Origin of the sequence: Streptomyces sp. NPDC001544 (assembly GCF_042894285.1) — a bacterium.
Classification (GTDB): Bacteria; Actinomycetota; Actinomycetes; order Streptomycetales; family Streptomycetaceae; genus Streptomyces.
The window spans coordinates 69,576-87,155 of sequence record NZ_JBIAVN010000004.1 but is presented as its reverse complement, the minus strand read 5'-3'; the positions used below and the strand labels follow the sequence as shown (position 1 = coordinate 87,155).

The window sequence follows — 17,580 nt, the reverse complement described above, 5'->3', positions numbered from 1 at the left end:
ACTAACGGCGCAGAGCCTTCGGTCTGCCTGCCTCCACAGGCTGTGTGGAGTCCAGGTGCGCCCAGACGATCAGCCGGTGACTGTGGCCCCATTCGGGATCGCACGTGGTCAGTGTCAGATACCGTCCCGGACGCGTGTACCCGGACTTACGTGGCACAGGGTCGATCACTTCAACATCACTCGGAACGGTTTTGTAGGGCCCTTTGTCGATCCGATACGTGAACCAGGTGGTTCCGTCCGTCAGCACGACCGCGTCCCCGGGCCGCAGTTCGGGGAAGTCCTTGAACGGGTCGCCGTACGTACGCCGGTGGCCGGCGACGGCGAAGTTGCCCTCTTGGCCCAGCCGCGCGGTGCGCGCGTAGTGGGCGAGCCCCTTCTTCAGCACGTCCGTGCCGGTGCCCTCGAGCACGGGCTTGTTCCACGTGAAACCGAGCCGGGGGATGTACATGATCGCGAAGGGCTTGCCGTATGTGTAGGCCGCCGACTTCGCGGGAGCGCGGGACGCGGGAGCACGGGACCCCGCAGCCGACGCGGGGGCCGTGGGATGCACGGCCCCCTGCGACCACTGCCGCTGCAGCTGGTCGATCTGGTCGCTCATCACCCTGTCGGCCTTGACCCCGGTCCAGAACAGCACGTAGACCACGAACAGCACGATCAGGGCGCCCACGGTGATGCAGAGCTCGCTGACGGTCCTGACGATCACGCGCACCGGCGGCTCCTGGAGGGGGCACCTACTTCACGGGCTTCGCGTAGTGCAGGTCCACTGTGCCCGAGTAGCCCGGCAGAGTCACCGTCCCGTCCTCGGTGACTTTCCAGCCGAGGCCGTAGACGTTCACGTACACCATGTAGGTCTGGATCGCCTGGGAGTCCGACAGCGCCTGCTCCAGCTTCGTGGGATCACCGACCGCCGTGATCTTGTACGGCGGCGAGTAGACCCGGCCCTGGAGGATCAGGGTGTTGCCCACGCAGCGCACCGCGCTGGTGGAGATCAGCCGCTGGTCCATGACCTTGATGCCCTTGGCCCCGCCCTGCCACAGGGCGTTCACTACGGCCTGCAGGTCCTGCTGGTGGATGACCAGGTAGTCGGGCTGCGGCTCCGGATAGCCGGGGAGCTTGGCGGTGGCGTTCGGCGGGGCGTCGTTGAGCGTGACCGTGATCGCCTTGCCCTTGAGCTTCTCCGTCCCCGCGTTCTTCTCCAGCCCGGAGAGCTTCTCGTCCTGCGCCTTGGTGCTGCCGTCGTCCCGCTCGGCCAGCGACTCGACGTCGTCCCGCAGGGCCGCGTTGGACTCGTCCAGCCCCTTGTTCTTGTGGCTGCGCTCCTGGATGAGGTCCGACAGCTTCAGCAAGGAGGAGTCCGTGCGGATGTCCGTGCCCTTGGCCGTGTCGAAGCTGGTGAAGAAGATCAGCCCGGCGAGGGCGAAGACCGCCGCGGTCAGGACCCGCACCGGCCGGAAACGGGAACCTCGTGCGGGCGGGGCCGGGGGGACGGTGGTGACAGGCGGGACAGTGGCGTCGGGGGTGTCAGGGGTGGAACCCGTTGATCCCGTCCCGGGAGAGTCGGCAGAATTGCTCAACGTACCCTTATCTCCTTCGGCGCCGCGGAAGCACTACGCTAACGGACGCCCGGGGGAGCGCTCAGTGTGCCCTTGTACGCTGCCCCGGAGCCCGACCCAGCTACCTGCGCGGCCACGCAGCGCATCGACAGGAGAGACCCTCGTGCCGAAGTCACGTATCCGCAAGAAGGCCGACTACACGCCGCCGCCGTCGAAGCAGGCCACGGCCATCAAGCTGACCAACCGGGCCTGGGTCGCGCCTGTCATGCTGGCGATGTTCCTCATCGGCCTGGCCTGGATCGTCGTCTTCTACGTGACGGACGGATCCCTGCCGATCGACAAGCTGGACAACTGGAACATCGTGGTCGGTTTCGGCTTCATCGCCGCGGGGTTCGGCGTCTCCACGCAGTGGAAGTAGCGGCTGCTTCCCGGTGAACGCAGCTCTGCCCAGGGTTATCCGCTGAGTTATCCACAGCCCCTGTCCACACGCTGGGGATAGAAAACGACGATCTGTGGATAACCCGTCGGACGTTGACGCCGGTATGACTGCCCGACTACCCGACGACCACACTCGCGCCCCCTGTCTGACCTGGGAAAACTCACCTGAGCGGCAGGGGGCGCAGCTGTGTCCGTACCCTGTGCACCAGATCCACCACAGACTGTGGACAACGGTTCGGTATCAGGTGAGCTGAGCGGTCCTGACCAGCGTCAGCACCACCACGACGGCCAGCACGAGGACGCAGCTGCCGTACTGGATCAGGGCGCGCCGCCGGCGGGGGGCGTGGACCATGGCGTAGCCGCACACGAGGCCTGCCACCAGGCCGCCGATGTGGGCCTGCCAGGCGATGCCGCTGAACCCGAAGGTGAAGATGAGGTTGATCACCAGCAGGGCGATGACCGGCCGCATGTCGTAGTTGAGCCGGCGCACCAGCACGACGGTCGCGCCGAAGAGGCCGTAGACGGCTCCGGAGGCGCCGAGGGTCTGCTGGTGCGGGTCGGCCAGCAGGTAGGTCAGGGCGCCGCCGGCCAGGCCCGAGACCAAGTAGAGCGTGAGGTAGCGGGCGCGGCCCAGCGCCGCTTCCAGGGGGCCGCCGATCCACCACAGGCTCAGCATGTTGAAGCCGATGTGCCAGACGGCCTGGTGGGTGAACATCGAGGTCACCAGGCGGTACCACTCGCCGTCCGCGACGCCCGTCGTGGGGGTGTACGGCTTCGGAGGCCATTGGCCGATGAGCACCAGGTGGTCCAGGAGCGAGGGCCGTACGTGGACCGCGATGAACACGGCGATGTTGATCCCGATGAGGATCTTGGTGACCAGCCGGGGGTCGGCGGTGACCGTGCCTCCGGCGAGGGTGCGGGGCCGGGAGGCGGATGGCGGCCGGCCCGTGCCGGAGCCGCCCCGGACGCAGTCGGGGCACTGGAAGCCCACGGAGGCACTGACCATGCACTCGGGGCAGATGGGGCGCTCGCAGCGGGTGCAGCGGATGCCGGTCTCGCGGTCCGGGTGCCGGTAGCACACGGGCACGCTCGCGGCGGCCTGCGCGTTGCCTGCGGCCTCCTGGTCCATGGGAGTCACCTCGGTCGTCTCGTGGCCACTGCGCCACCCCGCTCATCCTTACGGACGAGCGGGGCTATTGGTTCCCCGGCCCGTCTCAGCCCTGGCGTCGCTCGATGACGACGGACTCGATGACGACGTCGTTAACCGGACGGTCGTTGGGCTTGGTGGTGGGGACCGCGGCGATGGCGTCCACGACCTTCTGGCCGGCCGGGTCGGTGACCTCGCCGAAGATGGTGTGCTTGCGGTTCAGCCAGGTCGTCGGGGAGACCGTGATGAAGAACTGCGAGCCGTTGGTGCCGGGTCCGGCGTTGGCCATGGCGAGGAGGTAGGGCTTGTTGAAGGACAGGTCCGGGTGGAACTCGTCCTCGAACTCGTATCCGGGGCCGCCGATGCCGCTGCCGAGCGGGTCGCCGCCCTGGATCATGAAGCCGCTGATCACCCGGTGGAAGACCGTGCCGTCGTAGAGCTTGTCCTGTCTCGTCACGCCGGTGGCCGGGTGCTTCCACTCGCGCTCGCCCTGGGCGAGCTCGACGAAGTTCTTGACCGTCTTCGGCGCGTGGTGCGGAAAGAGCCGGACCTCGATGTCGCCGTGGTTGGTCTTCAGGGTGGCGTAGAGCTGCTCGGCCACGATCTGCCTTCCGTTGTCTTCCTGTGACCCCCTGATCCTTGCACGCTCCGGGCCGTGCGTGGTCCGACGGTGTCGTATGGGCGCGAATCGTTCCGGCACGGGCGCGCGCGACGGCGATCCATGGCATTGTCGGCATTGTCGACGACAGGCGCCTGTTGCCCAGTATTCACCCGTTATGCATGCGGGGCACGGGGCGTGGGCGGTTCAGGGCGGCACCCGTATGCCCGCCCTCGCATGCCGCAATTCGCGTTGACAGGCATGATCCGTAAAAGGGTGGAAAGTCGAAATACCGTACGCCACCGAGGAGGAGGAACCCGTGACCCGCATCGACAGCGTGCGCGCCGCGACCGGCTCGGCGAAGGACAGCGTGCTGCACGCCGCGGAAGTGGTGGCGCCCTACGCCGACACGGCCAAGGAGCGTGCCGCGCACTACGCGCAGGAGGCACGTGTACGGCTCGCGCCCAAGGTGACGCAGGCCGCCGGGCAGGCCCGCGCCCAGTACGACGCCCGTCTCGCACCCCGGCTGGAAGTGGCCCGCACGCAGGCCATGGCCCATGTGCCACCGAAGGTCGACCAGGCGGCCCACCAGGCCGCCGTCCGCACCCGCAAGGCCGCTCGGCAGGCCGCCGACTACTCGCGCCCGAGGATCGAGCAGGCGGTGGCGGCGGCCGGGCCGGTACGTGACGAGGCCGCCGCGCGGGGTGCTGCCGCGCTGGCCGCGCTGCGCGGCCAGGTGACGCCGAAGGAGATCCAGAAGTTGGCCCGCAAGCACCGGCGGCGGGCCAGGGCGGGGCGCCTGGCCAAGGCGCTGGCCGTGGTGGGCGTCGTGACCGGCGGTGCCTTCGCCGCCTGGAAGTGGTGGGACAAGCAGGCCAACCCCGACTGGCTGGTGGAGCCGCCCGCCGCGACGGAGGTGCCCGAGTCGGGCCGGCTGTCGTCGGTCGACGGCAGCGGTGAGGCCCCGCTCGACCCCGAGGTCCAGGCCAAGGCGGCCAAGGACGCCGAGGAGGACGCGGCGGACCGCGACGAGCGCGGCTGACGCCGCGCTGCCGACGTCGGCATCGGCATCGGCATCAGCGAGAACAGTGGGGCGGGAGACCAGGCGTCTCCCGCCCCACTGTTTTTTCGCAAACATCTGCAAATCCCCGTAAACAGTGCGTATCGTCGCCGGGTGAACCGTGGGGGGCCGTGGTGAGCCGCATCGGCCGCAAAGACTGCCCGGAGAGGCACGGTGGGGGGCCGGTCCGGTGCCCGCACGGCTCCTGGGCACGTGCCCGGCCGTACATCGCGCACACGGTGCGGCCCGCGCACGCGAAAGCCCCTCCGATCTGCTCAGTCGCAGGCCGGAGGGGCTTTTGTGCAGTGGAGCCTAGGGGAGTCGAACCCCTGACATCTGCCATGCAAAGACAGCGCTCTACCAACTGAGCTAAGGCCCCGGATACAGGCATCCCCCGGAAGAATCACACACCGGAGGGCGCCGCAGACCAGAGTACCGGGTCACCCCCGGGATCTCGCAAAAAAGTTGGGGTCCCCGTGGGCGACCACGCTCCGTAAGATGCCCCTCGTGGTTCGCTACAGCGAACCCACGTTCAGGGGAAGCGATGGGGAGACGCAATGGACGCCGCACAGCAGGAAGCCACCGCAAGAGCGCGGGAGCTGCAGCGGAACTGGTACGGGGAGCCGTTGGGGGCGCTCTTCCGTAAGCTCATCGACGATCTTGGTCTCAACCAGGCTCGTCTCGCGGCGGTCCTCGGGCTGTCCGCGCCGATGCTGTCGCAGCTGATGAGCGGTCAGCGCGCGAAGATCGGCAATCCGGCGGTCGTCCAGCGGGTGCAGCTGCTGCAGGACCTGGCGGGGCAGGTCGCCGACGGCAGTGTCAGCGCCGCGGAGGCGACCGAGCGGATGGACGAGATCAAGAAGTCCCAGGGGGGATCGGTGCTCAGCAACACCACGCAGACGACGAGCAGTTCGGGCGCGCCCACGGTGAAGCGGGTGGTCCGCGAGATCCAGTCGCTGCTGCGCTCGGTGGCCGCCGCCGGCGACATCATCGACGCCGCCGACACCCTGGCCCCGAGCCATCCGGAACTCGCGGAGTTCCTGCGGGTGTACGGCGCCGGCCGTACCTCCGACGCGGTCGCGCACTACCAGTCCCACCAGAGCTGATTCCACGACCCGGGAGGGGTCGTAGCTCTCGTCACGGGGGAAGCACGTCACGGGGGAAGCACGTCACGGGGGAAGCACGTCACGGGGGAAGCACACGGGGGCCGCAGGGGGAGGAGCGACGGACGGTCATGGGTGAGGTCTTCGCCGGACGGTACGAACTGGTCGACCCGATCGGACGCGGCGGAGTGGGCGCGGTCTGGCGTGCCTGGGACCAACGCCGTCGCCGTTATGTGGCCGCCAAGGTGCTGCAGCAGCGCGACGCCCACTCCCTCCTGCGCTTCGTACGGGAGCAGGCCCTGCGGATCGACCACCCTCATGTGCTCGCTCCGGCGAGCTGGGCCGCGGACGACGACAAGGTCCTGTTCACCATGGACCTTGTCGCCGGCGGCTCGCTGGTCCACCTGGTCGGGGACTACGGTCCCCTGCCGCCGCGGTTCGTCTGCACGCTCCTCGACCAGCTTCTGGCCGGCCTGGCCGCGGTGCACGCCGAAGGGGTGATCCACCGGGACATCAAGCCCGCCAACATCCTTCTGGAGGCCACCGGTACCGGCCGTCCCCGGCTCCGCCTGTCCGACTTCGGCATCGCGATGCGGCTGGGCGAGCCGCGGCTGACGGAGACCAACCTCGTGGTGGGGACGCCCGGTTACCTCGCGCCGGAGCAGATGCTGGGCGCCGAACCGGACTTCCCCGCCGACCTGTTCGCCGTCGGCCTGGTCGCCCTGTACCTGCTCGAGGGCGCCAAGCCCGACGCCAAGGCGCTCATCCAGTACTTCCTGGAACACGGCACGCCCGCCGCGCCCAAGGGCGTTCCCGAGCCGCTGTGGCAGGTCGTGGCGGCTCTGCTGCAGCCGGACCCGCAAGCCCGCTTCCGCACCGCCACGGGGGCGCGCAAGGCCCTCGTCGCCGCCACGGAACTCCTGCCGGAGCCCGGCCCCGACGACGAACTGATCGAGATCTTCGACCAACTCGGCCCGTTGCCCCCGGGGTTCGGTCCGCAGGGGCCGTCGGGGGAAGGCCCGGAGCCGGGGGCGGACGAAGGGGCGGACGAAGGGGCGTACAGGAAGCACGAGGGTACGAGCACGGGCGCGGGTCCGGTGGACGGATCCGTCTCGGACACCGGCAGCTTCCGCCTGCCGCCCCCGCGGCATCCGTCGACGTGGACGTCCGACCCGGCACCGGCACCCATGCCCACGCCCACGCCCACGCCCACGCCCACGCCCACGCCCACGCCCACGACACAGAACCACGGTCCCGCGCATGCCTCCCCGTACGCCCCGCCGGCCCCCTCTCCCCCGTACGCCCCGCTGCAGCCGCCGACCCCGACCGCTCCCTACACCGCCCAGGTCCCACAGGTCCCACAGGCCCCCAGGGCCACGCGTGCCGCGCATGCCGCCCAGCCCCGGCGCCGGCCCGGGCCCACGCGGGGCGTCGTCGTACCGGTCCTGCTGCTGGCGCTGGCCTGTTACGCGGTCGGGTTCTGGGCGCTGGCCCGGGTCTGAGCCGCGGCCCTGCGCCGGGCGGTCAGCGTCCACAGCCCGAGCCCCGTCAGCAGCAGCGTCCCGGTGCCGATGCCTCCGGCGGCGAGGGCCTTCATCGCGGTGCCGCTCCCGGGGACCTCGCCCGTGATCGCGGCCGCCCGGTCGCCGTCGGTGACCTCGAAGAGCTGCGCGGGTTCGGACTGCCCGGCGTAGCCCGGCCCGGCGTGCGGTGTGCCCTTGATGCGGACACGCAGGGTCAGCTCGTACGGCCCGTCGCCGAAGGTGGCGGCGACCTGTCCGTTGAGGTGGACGGCGAGGTAGTAGTACCCGGCGAAGCGCAGGGCGTTGACCTGGCTGCTCACGGCGTACCGGTTGGCGTACTCGACGGGTGGCAGGGGGGCGAGGGTGGCCGCCGTCTGGCGGCCGGTGTAGCCGTCCCCCGCGTCGGCGACGTCACCGCGGACGGGGTTGTACAGCGCCAGGGTGAGGGCGCCGGTCACATAGCCGTGCCTGCCGGTGGTGTTGCCGAGTTCGGCAGTGGCGTACAGCTGCTGGCCCCAGTCGACGGGGACCTTGTAGAAGAGCGTCTGCCCCGGCCGTACACGGGTGCCCCAGACGCCCTGTCCGAGGGCCCGGGCCCCGCTGAAGCCCGCGCCGCCGGTGCGCTCCCTGCGGGTGCCGGTGAGGGGTTCGGGGGAGGCGGAGTCCCAGTCCTCGGGCGCCGCGCTGCCGTCGGCCTTGGCGCGGGGCGGCTCGGTGACCGGGGCGAGCTCGAGGCCCCATGCCTCGGTGGAGGACGCGCCGCCGGACCTGGACCCGGCCCCGGATGCGGTCGCGTCGAGGCGTTCGACGACCACGTAGTACGGGCCCGCGCCCTGGCACTGCGTCCTGCCCGCCTCGCGCATGCCCAGCGCGGTGACGGGGTGCGGGCTCAGGCCGCCGCCGAAGCGGGCGGAGGCGTAGGAGCAGGAGGTGCCGTGGGCGTCCTGCACCGACACGGTGATGCCGTCGGTGGCCGCGACGGTCGCGTCGGACGGGGGTACGGCTGTGACGGGGACGTAGGCGGTGTCCGGGGCGGTGAGGTCGAGGCGGTAGTAGAGCGTGGCGTTCCTCGCCAGGGAGCTGCGGTAGGTCCGGCCGGGCTCCAGCCGTTCGGCGTCCGTGGTCCTCGCCGTGCCCTTCACGGGCCGGGCTCCCGGGGCGAACGCGTAGCCGCCCGGCGACCCGGTCGCGGTGCCGTCGGCGGCCGCGACGCCCGGCAGGCCGGTCACCGCGCCGATCAGGACCGTGGTGACGGCGAACCGTACCGCCGTCCGCCACCACGCCGTAGGCCACCGCCCCGTCCCCATCCCCGCCCCCTCGCGCCTCTACCGGACCGCCGCTCATCCTGCAACACGAAACCCCGACCGCGAGGGCGGTCGGGGCCTGCTCAGATTTCGGTGTTTCCGGTACTCACGAACCCGTGGGCACGGAGTCAGTCGCCTCCGTCCACAGATCCTGCTCGGCGCGATCCGCCTGGATCTGGCGGTACACGAGGAGCCCGCCGATGGCGGCCAGTGCGACCAGGAGAAGCTTCTTCACCGCGCGACCTCGTCTTTCGTTGACGTAGGGGACCTCTGGCGCCCGACTATACACACCGACCGATATCGATCGGTGACCTACATCCGGACCCCAACTTCGGTCTATGTGAGAACAATTTCTTTCTCTTACGCCCATCCGAGTGGTGTTCATCTGAACATCGCCGCGCCACGGGCGTCGGTCCACCACTTCGCGGCCCTCATACACATGATGAGCAAAGTACGCAAATCGCCCGACCCGAAAGTGAGGGGACCATGGCCGGCAACAAGGTCATGAAGCTGTGGACCGTCATCGTGACCGCCTTCCTCGCGCTGTGCACCGCGCTCGGATTCGTCACGGCGGCCACCGCCGCGGCCGCACCGCGGACCGAGGAACCGTGCAGCAGCCCCGCTGTCCAGGTGGCGGCCCAGGTGCTGACCCCCTGGTCCCGGTTGTACGCCGCGTCACTGCCCCCCACGATGAAGCAACGCATCCAGGCCGAAGCCCACGGCAAGTCCCCCGGCTGCCGCCGCCGCCCCCTCCCCGACCAGGAAGCGTCCGCCGCTTCCGAGCACACGGCCCCGCTGCAGACCTGACGCCCCCGGGCAGCACACCGGCGACACATCGACACAACGGCGAGTTTGCGTACAGCACCCGCACAGAGAGACCCCCGACCGGCAGAACCGGTCGGGGGTCTCGTCGTATGCCACCGGCCCGCCACAGCCCCAAGGCACCCGCGATCCAAGGCGTCGGCACCCCCAAGGCACCCGGCGGTACGCGGACGCCAAAGACCGCGGACGCCGAAGACCCCCGGCCCATACGGACCGGGGGTCTTCGTGTCTGGTGGGGCTAACAGGATTTGAACCTGTGGCCTCATCCTTATCAGGGATGCGCTCTAACCAACTGAGCTATAGCCCCGCCGCGCTCTGCGGTGTGTGTCCCGCGCGCTGACTCCTGAAGATTAGCGCACGACCGGGGCAGTCCCAAAATCGGTTGTCGGGGGACCGTCAGCCGAGGTGGGACAGCGGATGGAAGGGGCGGATCACTCGTCCTCGGCGAGGGTCAGCTCGATGCCGCCGACGAAGCCCGCGGAGAGGTTGTAGATGAACGCGCCGAGGGTTGCGAGGGCGGTGGCCAGGACGACGTCGATGACCGCGATGATCGTGGCGAACGTCAGGACGTGCGGCAGTGAGAGGAAGGCCTGCAGGTCGAAGCCGCTGGACTCGGTGGCGCCGGTGGCCTCCGAGATCTGGCCGCCGACCGTCGAGAAGACGCCCATCGCGTCCAGGACCATCCACAGCACCGCGGACGCGACGACCGTGCAGATGCCGATCGCGATGGAGAGCAGGAAGCTGACCTTCATCACCGACCACGGGTCGGCCTTCGCCACCCGCAGCCGCGCCTTGCGGGTGCGAGGCGCGGTGCGCGCCGCGCCGGTACCGGCTCCGGAACCGGTGCGCGGACGGCGTACGGCTCCGGTCGCCCCGGTGCCCTGCGCCGGGTAGGCCTGCGGCGGGTGGTACGGGCCGGAGGGCTGCTGCGGCCCCCGTTCCCCGGGCAGCGGCGAGGCCGCCTCGGGCGCCGGCTGGGCGTCACGGCCTCTGGTGTCCGACACGGTGCCCCCCTGGGATCCACGGGAGTCGGGCGAGGACGAGTCCGCCGCGGACGGCTTGACCGCTTTCAGATTGGTGGTCTGCGGATCCGACTGCGCGGCGCTCGCGGCGGAGCCACGGCCGCCGCCGCCCGTTTCCGTACCCGTGGAGGTACCGGCCGACCCGGCGCCCGTGGCTCCGCTCACGATGACTCACTCCTCGTGCTACTCGTCCGAGGGCGCCTCACCCTCGTCCGTGCCGGTGGTCGCGGCCTCGGCGGTCTCGTCGACGGCCACGTCGCCGTCGACCTCCTCCGCCTCGCGTCCCGCCTCGGCGTTACGAGCGATGCCCACGACGGCATCGCGCTTGCCCAGGTTGATCAGTTGGACGCCCATGGTGTCACGGCCCGTCTCCCTGACCTCGTTGACTCGCGTACGAATCACACCGCCGGAGAGGGTGATGGCGAGGATCTCGTCGTTCTCCTCGACCACCAGCGCGCCCACGAGCGAACCGCGGTCCTCCACGATCTTGGCGGCCTTGATACCGAGGCCGCCACGACCCTGGACGCGGTACTCGTCGACGCGGGTCCGCTTCGCGTACCCGCCGTCCGTGGCAGTGAACACGAACGTACCGGGTCGAACAACATTCATCGAGAGAAGCTCGTCGCCCTCGCGGAAACTCATACCCTTGACACCCGAGGTGGCGCGGCCCATGGGGCGCAGGGTTTCGTCCGAGGCGGTGAACCTGATCGACTGCGCCTTCTTGCTGATCAGCAGCAGATCGTCGTCGGACGAGACGAGCTCGGCTCCGATCAGTTCGTCGTCGGAACCGTCCTCGCGCTCCCGCAGATTGATCGCGATGACACCGCCGGAGCGGGGCGAATCGTAATCCTTCAGAGGCGTCTTCTTGACCAGGCCGGCCTTGGTGGCCAGCACCAGGTACGGCGCCGCCGCGTAGTCCCGGATCGCGAGGATCTCGGCGATCGCCTCGTCCGGCTGGAAGGCCAGGAGGTTGGCCACGTGCTGTCCGCGCGCGTCCCGGCCGGCGTCGGGCAGCTCGTACGCCTTGGCCCGGTACACCCGGCCCTTGTTGGTGAAGAACAGCAGCCAGTGGTGCGTGGTCGAGACGAAGAAGTGGTCGACGATGTCGTCTTCCTTCAGCTTCGTGCCGCGCACGCCCTTGCCGCCGCGCTTCTGCGCCCGGTAGTCGTCCGTCTTCGTCCGCTTGACGTAGCCGCCGCGCGAGACGGTGACGACGATGTCCTCCTCGGCGATCAGGTCCTCGATGGACATGTCACCGTCGTAGGGCACCAGCATGGTCTTGCGGTCGTCGCCGTACTTCTCGACGATCGCGGCCAGCTCCTCGCTGACGATGCCACGCTGGCGGACCGGGGAGGCGAGGATCTGGTTGTACTCGTTGATCTTCGCCTGGAGTTCGTCGTGCTCCTGGACGATCTTCTGGCGCTCCAGGGCGGCGAGCCGGCGCAGCTGCATCTCGAGAATGGCGTTCGCCTGGATCTCGTCGATCTCCAGGAGCTCCATCAGGCCGCCGCGCGCGACCTCGACGGTCTCACTGCGCCGGATCAGCGCGATGACCTCGTCGATGGCGTCCAGGGCCTTCAGCAGGCCCCGCAGGATGTGCGCCCGCTCCTCCGCCTTGCGCAGCCTGAAGCGCGTACGGCGGACGATGACCTCGATCTGGTGCGTCACCCAGTGGCGGATGAACGCGTCCAGCGACAGCGTCCGCGGCACCCCGTCGACCAGCGCCAGCATGTTGGCGCCGAAGTTCGTCTGCAGGTCGGTGTGCTTGTACAGGTTGTTCAGCACGACCTTGGCGACCGCGTCCCGCTTGAGCACGATGACCAGGCGCTGGCCCGTGCGCGACGACGTCTCGTCACGGACGTCCGCGATCCCGCCGACCTTGCCGTCCTTCACCAGGTCGGCGATCTTCTGCGCGAGGTTGTCGGGGTTCACCTGGTACGGCAGCTCCGTGACCACCAGGCACTGGCGGTTCTGGATCTCCTCGACCTCGACCACCGCGCGCATGGTGATCGAACCGCGGCCCGTGCGGTAGGCCTCCTCGATGCCCTTGCGGCCGACGACGAGCGCGCCGGTCGGGAAGTCCGGGCCCTTGATGCGCTCCATGAGCGCGTCCAGGAGCTCCTCGTGCGAGGCCTCCGGGTTCTCCAGGTACCACTGGGCGCCGGCCGCGACCTCGCGCAGGTTGTGCGGCGGGATGTTGGTCGCCATACCGACCGCGATACCGGCCGAGCCGTTGATCAACAGGTTCGGGAAGCGGGCCGGCAGGACGGTCGGCTCCTGGGAGCGGCCGTCGTAGTTGTCCGTGAAGTCGACGGTCTCCTCGTCGATGTCACGGACCATCTCCATCGACAGCGGCGCCATCTTGCACTCGGTGTAGCGCATCGCCGCCGCCGGGTCGTTGCCCGGCGAGCCGAAGTTGCCGTTGGAGTCCACCAGCGGCATCCGCATCGCCCACGGCTGGGCGAGACGGACCAGGGCGTCGTAGATCGAGGAGTCGCCGTGGGGGTGGTAGTTGCCCATCACGTCGCCGACCACGCGGGCGCACTTGTAGAAGCCGCGCTCGGGGCGGTAGCCGCCGTCGTACATGGCGTACAGGACGCGGCGGTGGACGGGCTTGAGACCGTCGCGGACGTCGGGCAGCGCACGGGACACGATGACGGACATCGCGTAGTCCAGGTACGAGCGCTGCATCTCCGTCTCGAGCCCGACGGGCTCGACGCGCTGGGCGATTACGCCGCCCTCTTCAGAAGTGACGGGAGTGTTCTCGTCGGCCATTGCTGGTGGGGATCCTTCCTGGTGCGGTCAGCTGAGACCGACTCAGATGTCGAGGAAGCGGACGTCCTTGGCGTTGCGCTGGATGAACTGGCGTCGGGCCTCCACGTCCTCGCCCATCAGGACCGAGAACAGGTCGTCGGCCTGGGCGGCGTCGTCGAGGGTGACCTGGCCGAGGACCCGGTGCTCCTGGTCCATCGTGGTCACGCGCAGCTCCTCGGCGTTCATCTCGCCGAGACCCTTGAAGCGCTGGATCGAGTCCTCGCGGACGCGCTTGCCCCGCTGCCGGCCCATCTCGATCAGCGCGTCGCGCTCACGGTCGGAGTACGCGTACTCGGTGTCGTCCCGACCCCACTTGATCTTGTAGAGCGGCGGACGGGACAGGTACACGTGCCCGGCCTCGACCAGCGGCCGCATGAAGCGGAACAGGAAGGTCAGCAGCAGGGTGCTGATGTGCTGGCCGTCGACATCGGCGTCCGCCATCAGGATGATCTTGTGATAGCGGAGCTTCTCGATGTCGAAATCCTCGTGGACGCCCGTGCCGAAGGCCGAGATCAGCGCCTGGATCTCCTGGTTCTGCAGGATCTTGTCGATCCTGGCCTTCTCGACGTTGAGGATCTTGCCGCGGATCGGAAGGATCGCCTGGTACTCCGGGTTACGGCCGGACTTGGCCGAGCCGCCGGCGGAGTCACCCTCGACGATGAAGATCTCGCACTTGGTCGGGTCGTTCGACTGGCAGTCGGAGAGCTTGCCCGGCAGCGAGGCCGACTCCAGCAGACCCTTGCGGCGCGTCAGGTCACGGGCCTTGCGGGCCGCCACGCGCGCGGTGGCCGCCTGGATGCCCTTGCGGATGATGTCCGCGGCCTCGACCGGGTTGCGGTCCAGCCAGTCGTTGAGGTGCTCGTAGACCGCCCGCTGCACGAAGGTCTTCGCCTCCGTGTTGCCCAGCTTGGTCTTGGTCTGGCCCTCGAACTGCGGCTCGCTCAGCTTGACCGAGATGATCGCCGTCAGACCCTCGCGGATGTCGTCACCCGTGAGGTTGTCGTCCTTGTCGCGCAGCAGCTTCTTGTCACGCGCGTACTTGTTGATCAGCGAGGTCAGCGCCGCACGGAAACCCTCCTCGTGCGTACCGCCCTCATGGGTGTGGATGATGTTGGCGAAGGAGTACACGCCCTCGCTGTAGCCGCTGTTCCACTGCATCGCGACCTCGAGGGACAGGGCCTTGTCCTTGTCCTCGGCCTCCAGGTCGATGACCGTGGGGTGCACCAGGTCTCCCTTGCGGGAGTTGAGGTACTTCACGAAGTCGACGATGCCGCCCTCGTAGTGGTACGTGACGGTCTTGACCTCGTCCTTCTCGTCGGTGCCCGCCTCGTCCGCACCGGTGACCGCCTTCGCCGACTCGCGCTCGTCGGTGAGCTTGATCGTCAAGCCCTTGTTGAGGAACGCCATCTCCTGGAAGCGCCGCGAGAGCGTCTCGAAGGAGTACTCGGTGGTCTCGAAGATGTCCGGGTCGGCCCAGAAGGTCACCGAGGTGCCGGTCGCCTCGATCGCCTCGTGCTTGGCGAGCGGGGCCGTGGGGACGCCCATCTTGTAGTCCTGCGTCCAGCGGTGACCGTCTGTCCTGACCTCGACGGACACCTTCGACGACAGGGCGTTCACGACGGAGACGCCGACGCCGTGCAGACCGCCGGAGACCGCGTAACCGCCGCCGCCGAACTTGCCGCCCGCGTGCAGCACGGTCAGCACGACCTCCACGGCCGGCTTCCCCTCGGAGGGCACGATGCCCACCGGGATGCCACGGCCGTTGTCGACGACCCGCACACCGCCGTCGGCCAGGATCGTCACGTCGATGGTGTCCGCGTGCCCGGCCAGCGCCTCGTCGACGGAGTTGTCGACCACCTCGTACACGAGGTGGTGCAGGCCGCGCTCCCCGGTCGAGCCGATGTACATACCGGGTCGCTTGCGGACCGCGTCCAGACCCTCGAGGACGGTGATGGCACTGGCGTCGTACGAGGCCGTGACCTCCCCGTTCGAGGAGGTCGCCGGGCCGTTCGCGCCCGCGTCGGTGGACGGGATGTTCTCGTTGGGGTTGCCGGAATCGGCCACGAAGCGCCCTTTCTGGCACTGGCACAGCACGAGCCGGGCTCCTGGAGGTGCCCCCTCTGGGGGAGGGTTGCCGGAGCGGCTGCGGCATGTTGCGTTGGTCAAGCCCTGATCAGCGTTGCTCAGCTTTTCCCGGACGGTCCCCACGTTCGGGGCGGGATTGTCTTCCAGTCTACCGGTAGCGCCGACAGTGATGGGGGTTTGCCGGTACCTGAGTCCGCATGTGCCGCCCTCAACCGGTCTCGCTCGGGTCCCGATATACGGAAGGGGGCTCCAAGAGGCTCACAGCGGCACTCAGCGCTTCGGGACGTCAACCCTTCGCTACTCCCCGGCCAGCCCGGGATTCGCAAGAGCGTGCGGGGAGCGTCCGACCCCCGCCGAACCACCGCCGAACCGCCGGAACTCACCCCCAGCGGACCCCTGTGAACCCCTTGTGTGAGTTCCGTCACCCGTAGGTGTCACCGGGGCCCGTGCTGCCCGGGGCACGCAGCGGACCGTAGCGACGGGCGGGTCCACCGGGCCCGTACACCTTGATCAGCCGGACCGCGCCGTGGCCGAGATCCTCGTTGAGACGGGCCACCAGCGTCGGCCCCAGCAGACGCAGATTCGTCGCCCAGGCCGTGGAGTCACAGCGCACGACCAGCACCCGCTCGTCCTCGTCGTACTTCTCCGGAACGCAGTGCTTGGCCACGTCGTCGCCGACGATCTGCGGCCAGCGGCCCATCACACCGCCCACCGCCGCCGGAGTCTCCCAGCCCCGCTCGGTGATCAGCCGGTTGATCGCCGCACCCAGCGCCATCGGATCACGGCCGTCGGCGCGCGCACCGGAACGCAGACCACCGCGCCGCGCCTGCTTCTTCTGCTGCACCGCGTCACCACGCGCGCGTGCCTGCTCCTTCGCCGCGCGCAGCGCCACGCGCGCGAGATCGACGCCCGAAGGCTCGCGCCCCTTCTCGCGAGGCTTCTCGGCGCCCTGCTGCGGCCCCTGCCCGGAGCCGGGACCCTCGGTGCTCATACGCGCTCCACCGTCCCTCCGGACACGGCGTACCGGGCGCCCGCCAGCACATGCGGTACGTCGTCGCCGACCGCGGCCGTCACCAGCACCTGCTCACCCGGCGCGACCAGCTCGGCCAGACGCTCGCGCCGCCGGGCGTCCAGCTCGGCGAAGACGTCGTCGAGGACCAGCACCGGCTCATTGCCCTCCGCGCGCAGCAGGTCGTACGACGCCAGACGCAACGCCAGCGCGAAGGACCAGGACTCACCGTGGGAGGCGTACCCCTTGGCAGGCAGCTCACCGAGCTTGAGCACCAGATCGTCCCGGTGCGGGCCCACGAGCGTGACACCCCGCTCGATCTCCTGCTTACGGGCGTCCGCCAGGGCCGCCATCAGCTGGGCGTACAGGTCCTCACGCGTGTGCGCCTCACCGGGCGCCGACGGCTTGTACTCCAGGGCGACCGGACCACCGCCGGGAGCCAGCTGCTCGTACGCCTTGTCGGCCAGCGGTCGGACCGCGGCGATCAGATCCAGCCGCTGGGCCAGCAACTCGGCGCCCGCCCGCGCCAGATGCTGGTCCCACACGTCCAGCGTGGACAGGTCCGTCGAGCGACCACCGTGCCGACGGGCCAGCGCCGCCGACTTAAGCAGCGTGTTGCGCTGCTTGAGCACCCGCTCGTAGTCGGAGCGCACCCCCGCCATGCGCGGAGAACGCGCGGTGATCATCTCGTCCAGGAAGCGGCGCCGCTCCCCGGGATCTCCCTTGACCAGGGCGAGGTCCTCGGGCGCGAACAGCACGGTCCGTACGATCCCCAGCACGTCCCGCGGCCTGACCTGCGAGGACCGGTTGATGCGGGCCCGGTTGGCCCGGCCGGGGTTCAGCTCCAGCTCGACCAGCTGCTGCCGATCGCCCTGCCGGACCTGCGCGCGGACGACCGCGCGATCGGCGCCCATCCGCACCAGGGGCGCGTCGGAGGCGACACGGTGGCTGCCGAGCGTGGCCAGGTAGCCGACCGCCTCCACGAGGTTCGTCTTGCCCTGTCCGTTCGGGCCGACGAATGCCGTCACGCCCGGGTCGAGCGGGACCTCGGCCCGGGCGTACGAGCGGAAGTCGGCCAGCGACAGGTGCGTGACGTGCATGG

At 69.6% G+C, this 17,580-nt stretch carries 16 protein-coding genes and 2 tRNA genes; 5 read left to right on the top strand and 13 right to left on the bottom strand.

All coding sequences use genetic code 11. From position 1 onward, the window contains the following. Window position 1: 1 nt before the first annotated feature. Both ACFY0F_RS13190 and ACFY0F_RS13185 read right to left on the bottom strand, forming a co-directional pair. Entirely contained in the window at window positions 2-709 is a 708-nt protein-coding gene (locus ACFY0F_RS13190; RefSeq protein WP_388792575.1) for a class E sortase, read from the bottom strand. A 22-nt stretch (window positions 710-731) separates the two neighbouring features. After that, entirely contained in the window at window positions 732-1,574 is an 843-nt protein-coding gene (locus tag ACFY0F_RS13185; RefSeq protein ID WP_388792573.1) for a DUF881 domain-containing protein, read from the bottom strand. A 142-nt stretch (window positions 1,575-1,716) separates the two neighbouring features. On the opposite strand from ACFY0F_RS13185, the gene crgA reads away from it, so the two are divergent. After that, complete coding sequence (crgA, locus tag ACFY0F_RS13180) at window positions 1,717-1,971, top strand: cell division protein CrgA (protein ID WP_132855222.1); 255 nt, start codon at window positions 1,717-1,719, stop codon at window positions 1,969-1,971. 261 nt (window positions 1,972-2,232) lie between these two features. Here crgA and ACFY0F_RS13175 read toward each other — a convergent pair whose 3' ends face one another. Together ACFY0F_RS13175 and ACFY0F_RS13170 are read right to left on the bottom strand one after the other, a co-directional pair. Continuing rightward, the gene (locus tag ACFY0F_RS13175) at window positions 2,233-3,120 is read right to left on the bottom strand and encodes a rhomboid family intramembrane serine protease (RefSeq protein ID WP_388792571.1); all 888 of its coding nucleotides are present in this window, start codon (window positions 3,118-3,120) and stop codon (window positions 2,233-2,235) included. 85 nt (window positions 3,121-3,205) lie between these two features. After that, window positions 3,206-3,739, bottom strand: coding sequence for a peptidylprolyl isomerase (locus ACFY0F_RS13170; protein ID WP_388792569.1), 534 nt, complete (start codon window positions 3,737-3,739; stop codon window positions 3,206-3,208). 316 nt (window positions 3,740-4,055) lie between these two features. On the opposite strand from ACFY0F_RS13170, the gene ACFY0F_RS13165 reads away from it, so the two are divergent. Next, window positions 4,056-4,778 carry a DUF5324 family protein gene (locus ACFY0F_RS13165; protein WP_388792567.1) on the top strand — a complete coding sequence of 241 codons (723 nt, stop codon included), beginning with the start codon at window positions 4,056-4,058 and terminating at the stop codon, window positions 4,776-4,778. Between the two features lie 324 nt (window positions 4,779-5,102). On the opposite strand, the gene ACFY0F_RS13160 is transcribed toward ACFY0F_RS13165, so the two are convergent. Continuing rightward, window positions 5,103-5,175, bottom strand: a tRNA-Ala gene (locus ACFY0F_RS13160). 178 nt (window positions 5,176-5,353) lie between these two features. Between ACFY0F_RS13160 and ACFY0F_RS13155 the strand changes: the two genes are divergently transcribed. Together ACFY0F_RS13155 and ACFY0F_RS13150 are read left to right on the top strand one after the other, a co-directional pair. Further along, window positions 5,354-5,902: a helix-turn-helix domain-containing protein gene (locus ACFY0F_RS13155; protein ID WP_388792565.1), complete on the top strand. Its 549-nt coding sequence runs from the start codon at window positions 5,354-5,356 to the stop codon at window positions 5,900-5,902. A gap of 128 nt (window positions 5,903-6,030) precedes the next feature. Further along, window positions 6,031-7,401, top strand: coding sequence for a serine/threonine-protein kinase (locus ACFY0F_RS13150; protein WP_388792563.1), 1,371 nt, complete (start codon window positions 6,031-6,033; stop codon window positions 7,399-7,401). On the opposite strand, the gene ACFY0F_RS13145 is transcribed toward ACFY0F_RS13150, so the two are convergent. Together ACFY0F_RS13145 and ACFY0F_RS13140 are read right to left on the bottom strand one after the other, a co-directional pair. Next, window positions 7,365-8,729, bottom strand: a complete 1,365-nt coding sequence (locus ACFY0F_RS13145; protein ID WP_388792561.1) for a hypothetical protein — start codon at window positions 8,727-8,729, stop codon at window positions 7,365-7,367. The genes ACFY0F_RS13150 and ACFY0F_RS13145 overlap by 37 nt on opposite strands. Window positions 8,730-8,832: 103 nt before the next feature. Continuing rightward, a complete protein-coding gene (locus tag ACFY0F_RS13140; RefSeq protein WP_003999697.1) occupies window positions 8,833-8,961 on the bottom strand; it encodes a DLW-39 family protein in 129 nt (42 codons plus the stop codon). A gap of 251 nt (window positions 8,962-9,212) precedes the next feature. Here ACFY0F_RS13140 and ACFY0F_RS13135 point away from each other — a divergent pair, with 251 nt between their 5' ends. Continuing rightward, entirely contained in the window at window positions 9,213-9,533 is a 321-nt protein-coding gene (locus ACFY0F_RS13135; RefSeq protein WP_388792559.1) for a DUF6344 domain-containing protein, read from the top strand. 245 nt (window positions 9,534-9,778) lie between these two features. Here ACFY0F_RS13135 and ACFY0F_RS13130 read toward each other — a convergent pair. From ACFY0F_RS13130 to recF, 6 genes are all read right to left on the bottom strand, one after another. Continuing rightward, window positions 9,779-9,855, bottom strand: a tRNA-Ile gene (locus ACFY0F_RS13130). 124 nt (window positions 9,856-9,979) lie between these two features. Beyond that, window positions 9,980-10,735 (bottom strand): DUF3566 domain-containing protein, encoded by a 756-nt coding sequence (locus tag ACFY0F_RS13125; RefSeq protein WP_388792557.1) that lies wholly within the window; start codon window positions 10,733-10,735, stop codon window positions 9,980-9,982. 18 nt (window positions 10,736-10,753) lie between these two features. Then, a complete protein-coding gene (gene gyrA / locus ACFY0F_RS13120; RefSeq protein WP_388792555.1) occupies window positions 10,754-13,345 on the bottom strand; it encodes a DNA gyrase subunit A in 2,592 nt (863 codons plus the stop codon). A gap of 42 nt (window positions 13,346-13,387) precedes the next feature. Further along, the gene (gyrB, locus tag ACFY0F_RS13115; protein WP_388792553.1) at window positions 13,388-15,448 is read right to left on the bottom strand and encodes a DNA topoisomerase (ATP-hydrolyzing) subunit B; all 2,061 of its coding nucleotides are present in this window, start codon (window positions 15,446-15,448) and stop codon (window positions 13,388-13,390) included. A gap of 442 nt (window positions 15,449-15,890) precedes the next feature. Then, window positions 15,891-16,460: a DUF721 domain-containing protein gene (locus ACFY0F_RS13110; protein WP_388792551.1), complete on the bottom strand. Its 570-nt coding sequence runs from the start codon at window positions 16,458-16,460 to the stop codon at window positions 15,891-15,893. Further along, window positions 16,457-17,578 carry a DNA replication/repair protein RecF gene (gene recF / locus ACFY0F_RS13105; RefSeq protein ID WP_388792549.1) on the bottom strand — a complete coding sequence of 374 codons (1,122 nt, stop codon included), beginning with the start codon at window positions 17,576-17,578 and terminating at the stop codon, window positions 16,457-16,459. The genes ACFY0F_RS13110 and recF overlap by 4 nt, the downstream gene beginning before the upstream one ends. Window positions 17,579-17,580: the final 2 nt, after the last annotated feature.

Bases quoted from the DNA above. Each gene is read 5' to 3' on its own strand.
- ACFY0F_RS13175 (WP_388792571.1), bottom strand. From the start codon at position 3,120: ATGGACCAGGAGGCCGCAGGCAACGCGCAGGCCGCCGCGAGCGTGCCC.
- ACFY0F_RS13155 (WP_388792565.1), top strand. From the start codon at position 5,354: ATGGACGCCGCACAGCAGGAAGCCACCGCAAGAGCGCGGGAGCTGCAG.
- ACFY0F_RS13150 (WP_388792563.1), top strand. From the start codon at position 6,031: ATGGGTGAGGTCTTCGCCGGACGGTACGAACTGGTCGACCCGATCGGA.
- ACFY0F_RS13145 (WP_388792561.1), bottom strand. From the start codon at position 8,729: ATGGGGACGGGGCGGTGGCCTACGGCGTGGTGGCGGACGGCGGTACGG.
- ACFY0F_RS13135 (WP_388792559.1), top strand. From the start codon at position 9,213: ATGGCCGGCAACAAGGTCATGAAGCTGTGGACCGTCATCGTGACCGCC.
- gyrA (WP_388792555.1), bottom strand. From the start codon at position 13,345: ATGGCCGACGAGAACACTCCCGTCACTTCTGAAGAGGGCGGCGTAATC.
- ACFY0F_RS13110 (WP_388792551.1), bottom strand. From the start codon at position 16,460: ATGAGCACCGAGGGTCCCGGCTCCGGGCAGGGGCCGCAGCAGGGCGCC.
- recF (WP_388792549.1), bottom strand. From the start codon at position 17,578: ATGCACGTCACGCACCTGTCGCTGGCCGACTTCCGCTCGTACGCCCGG.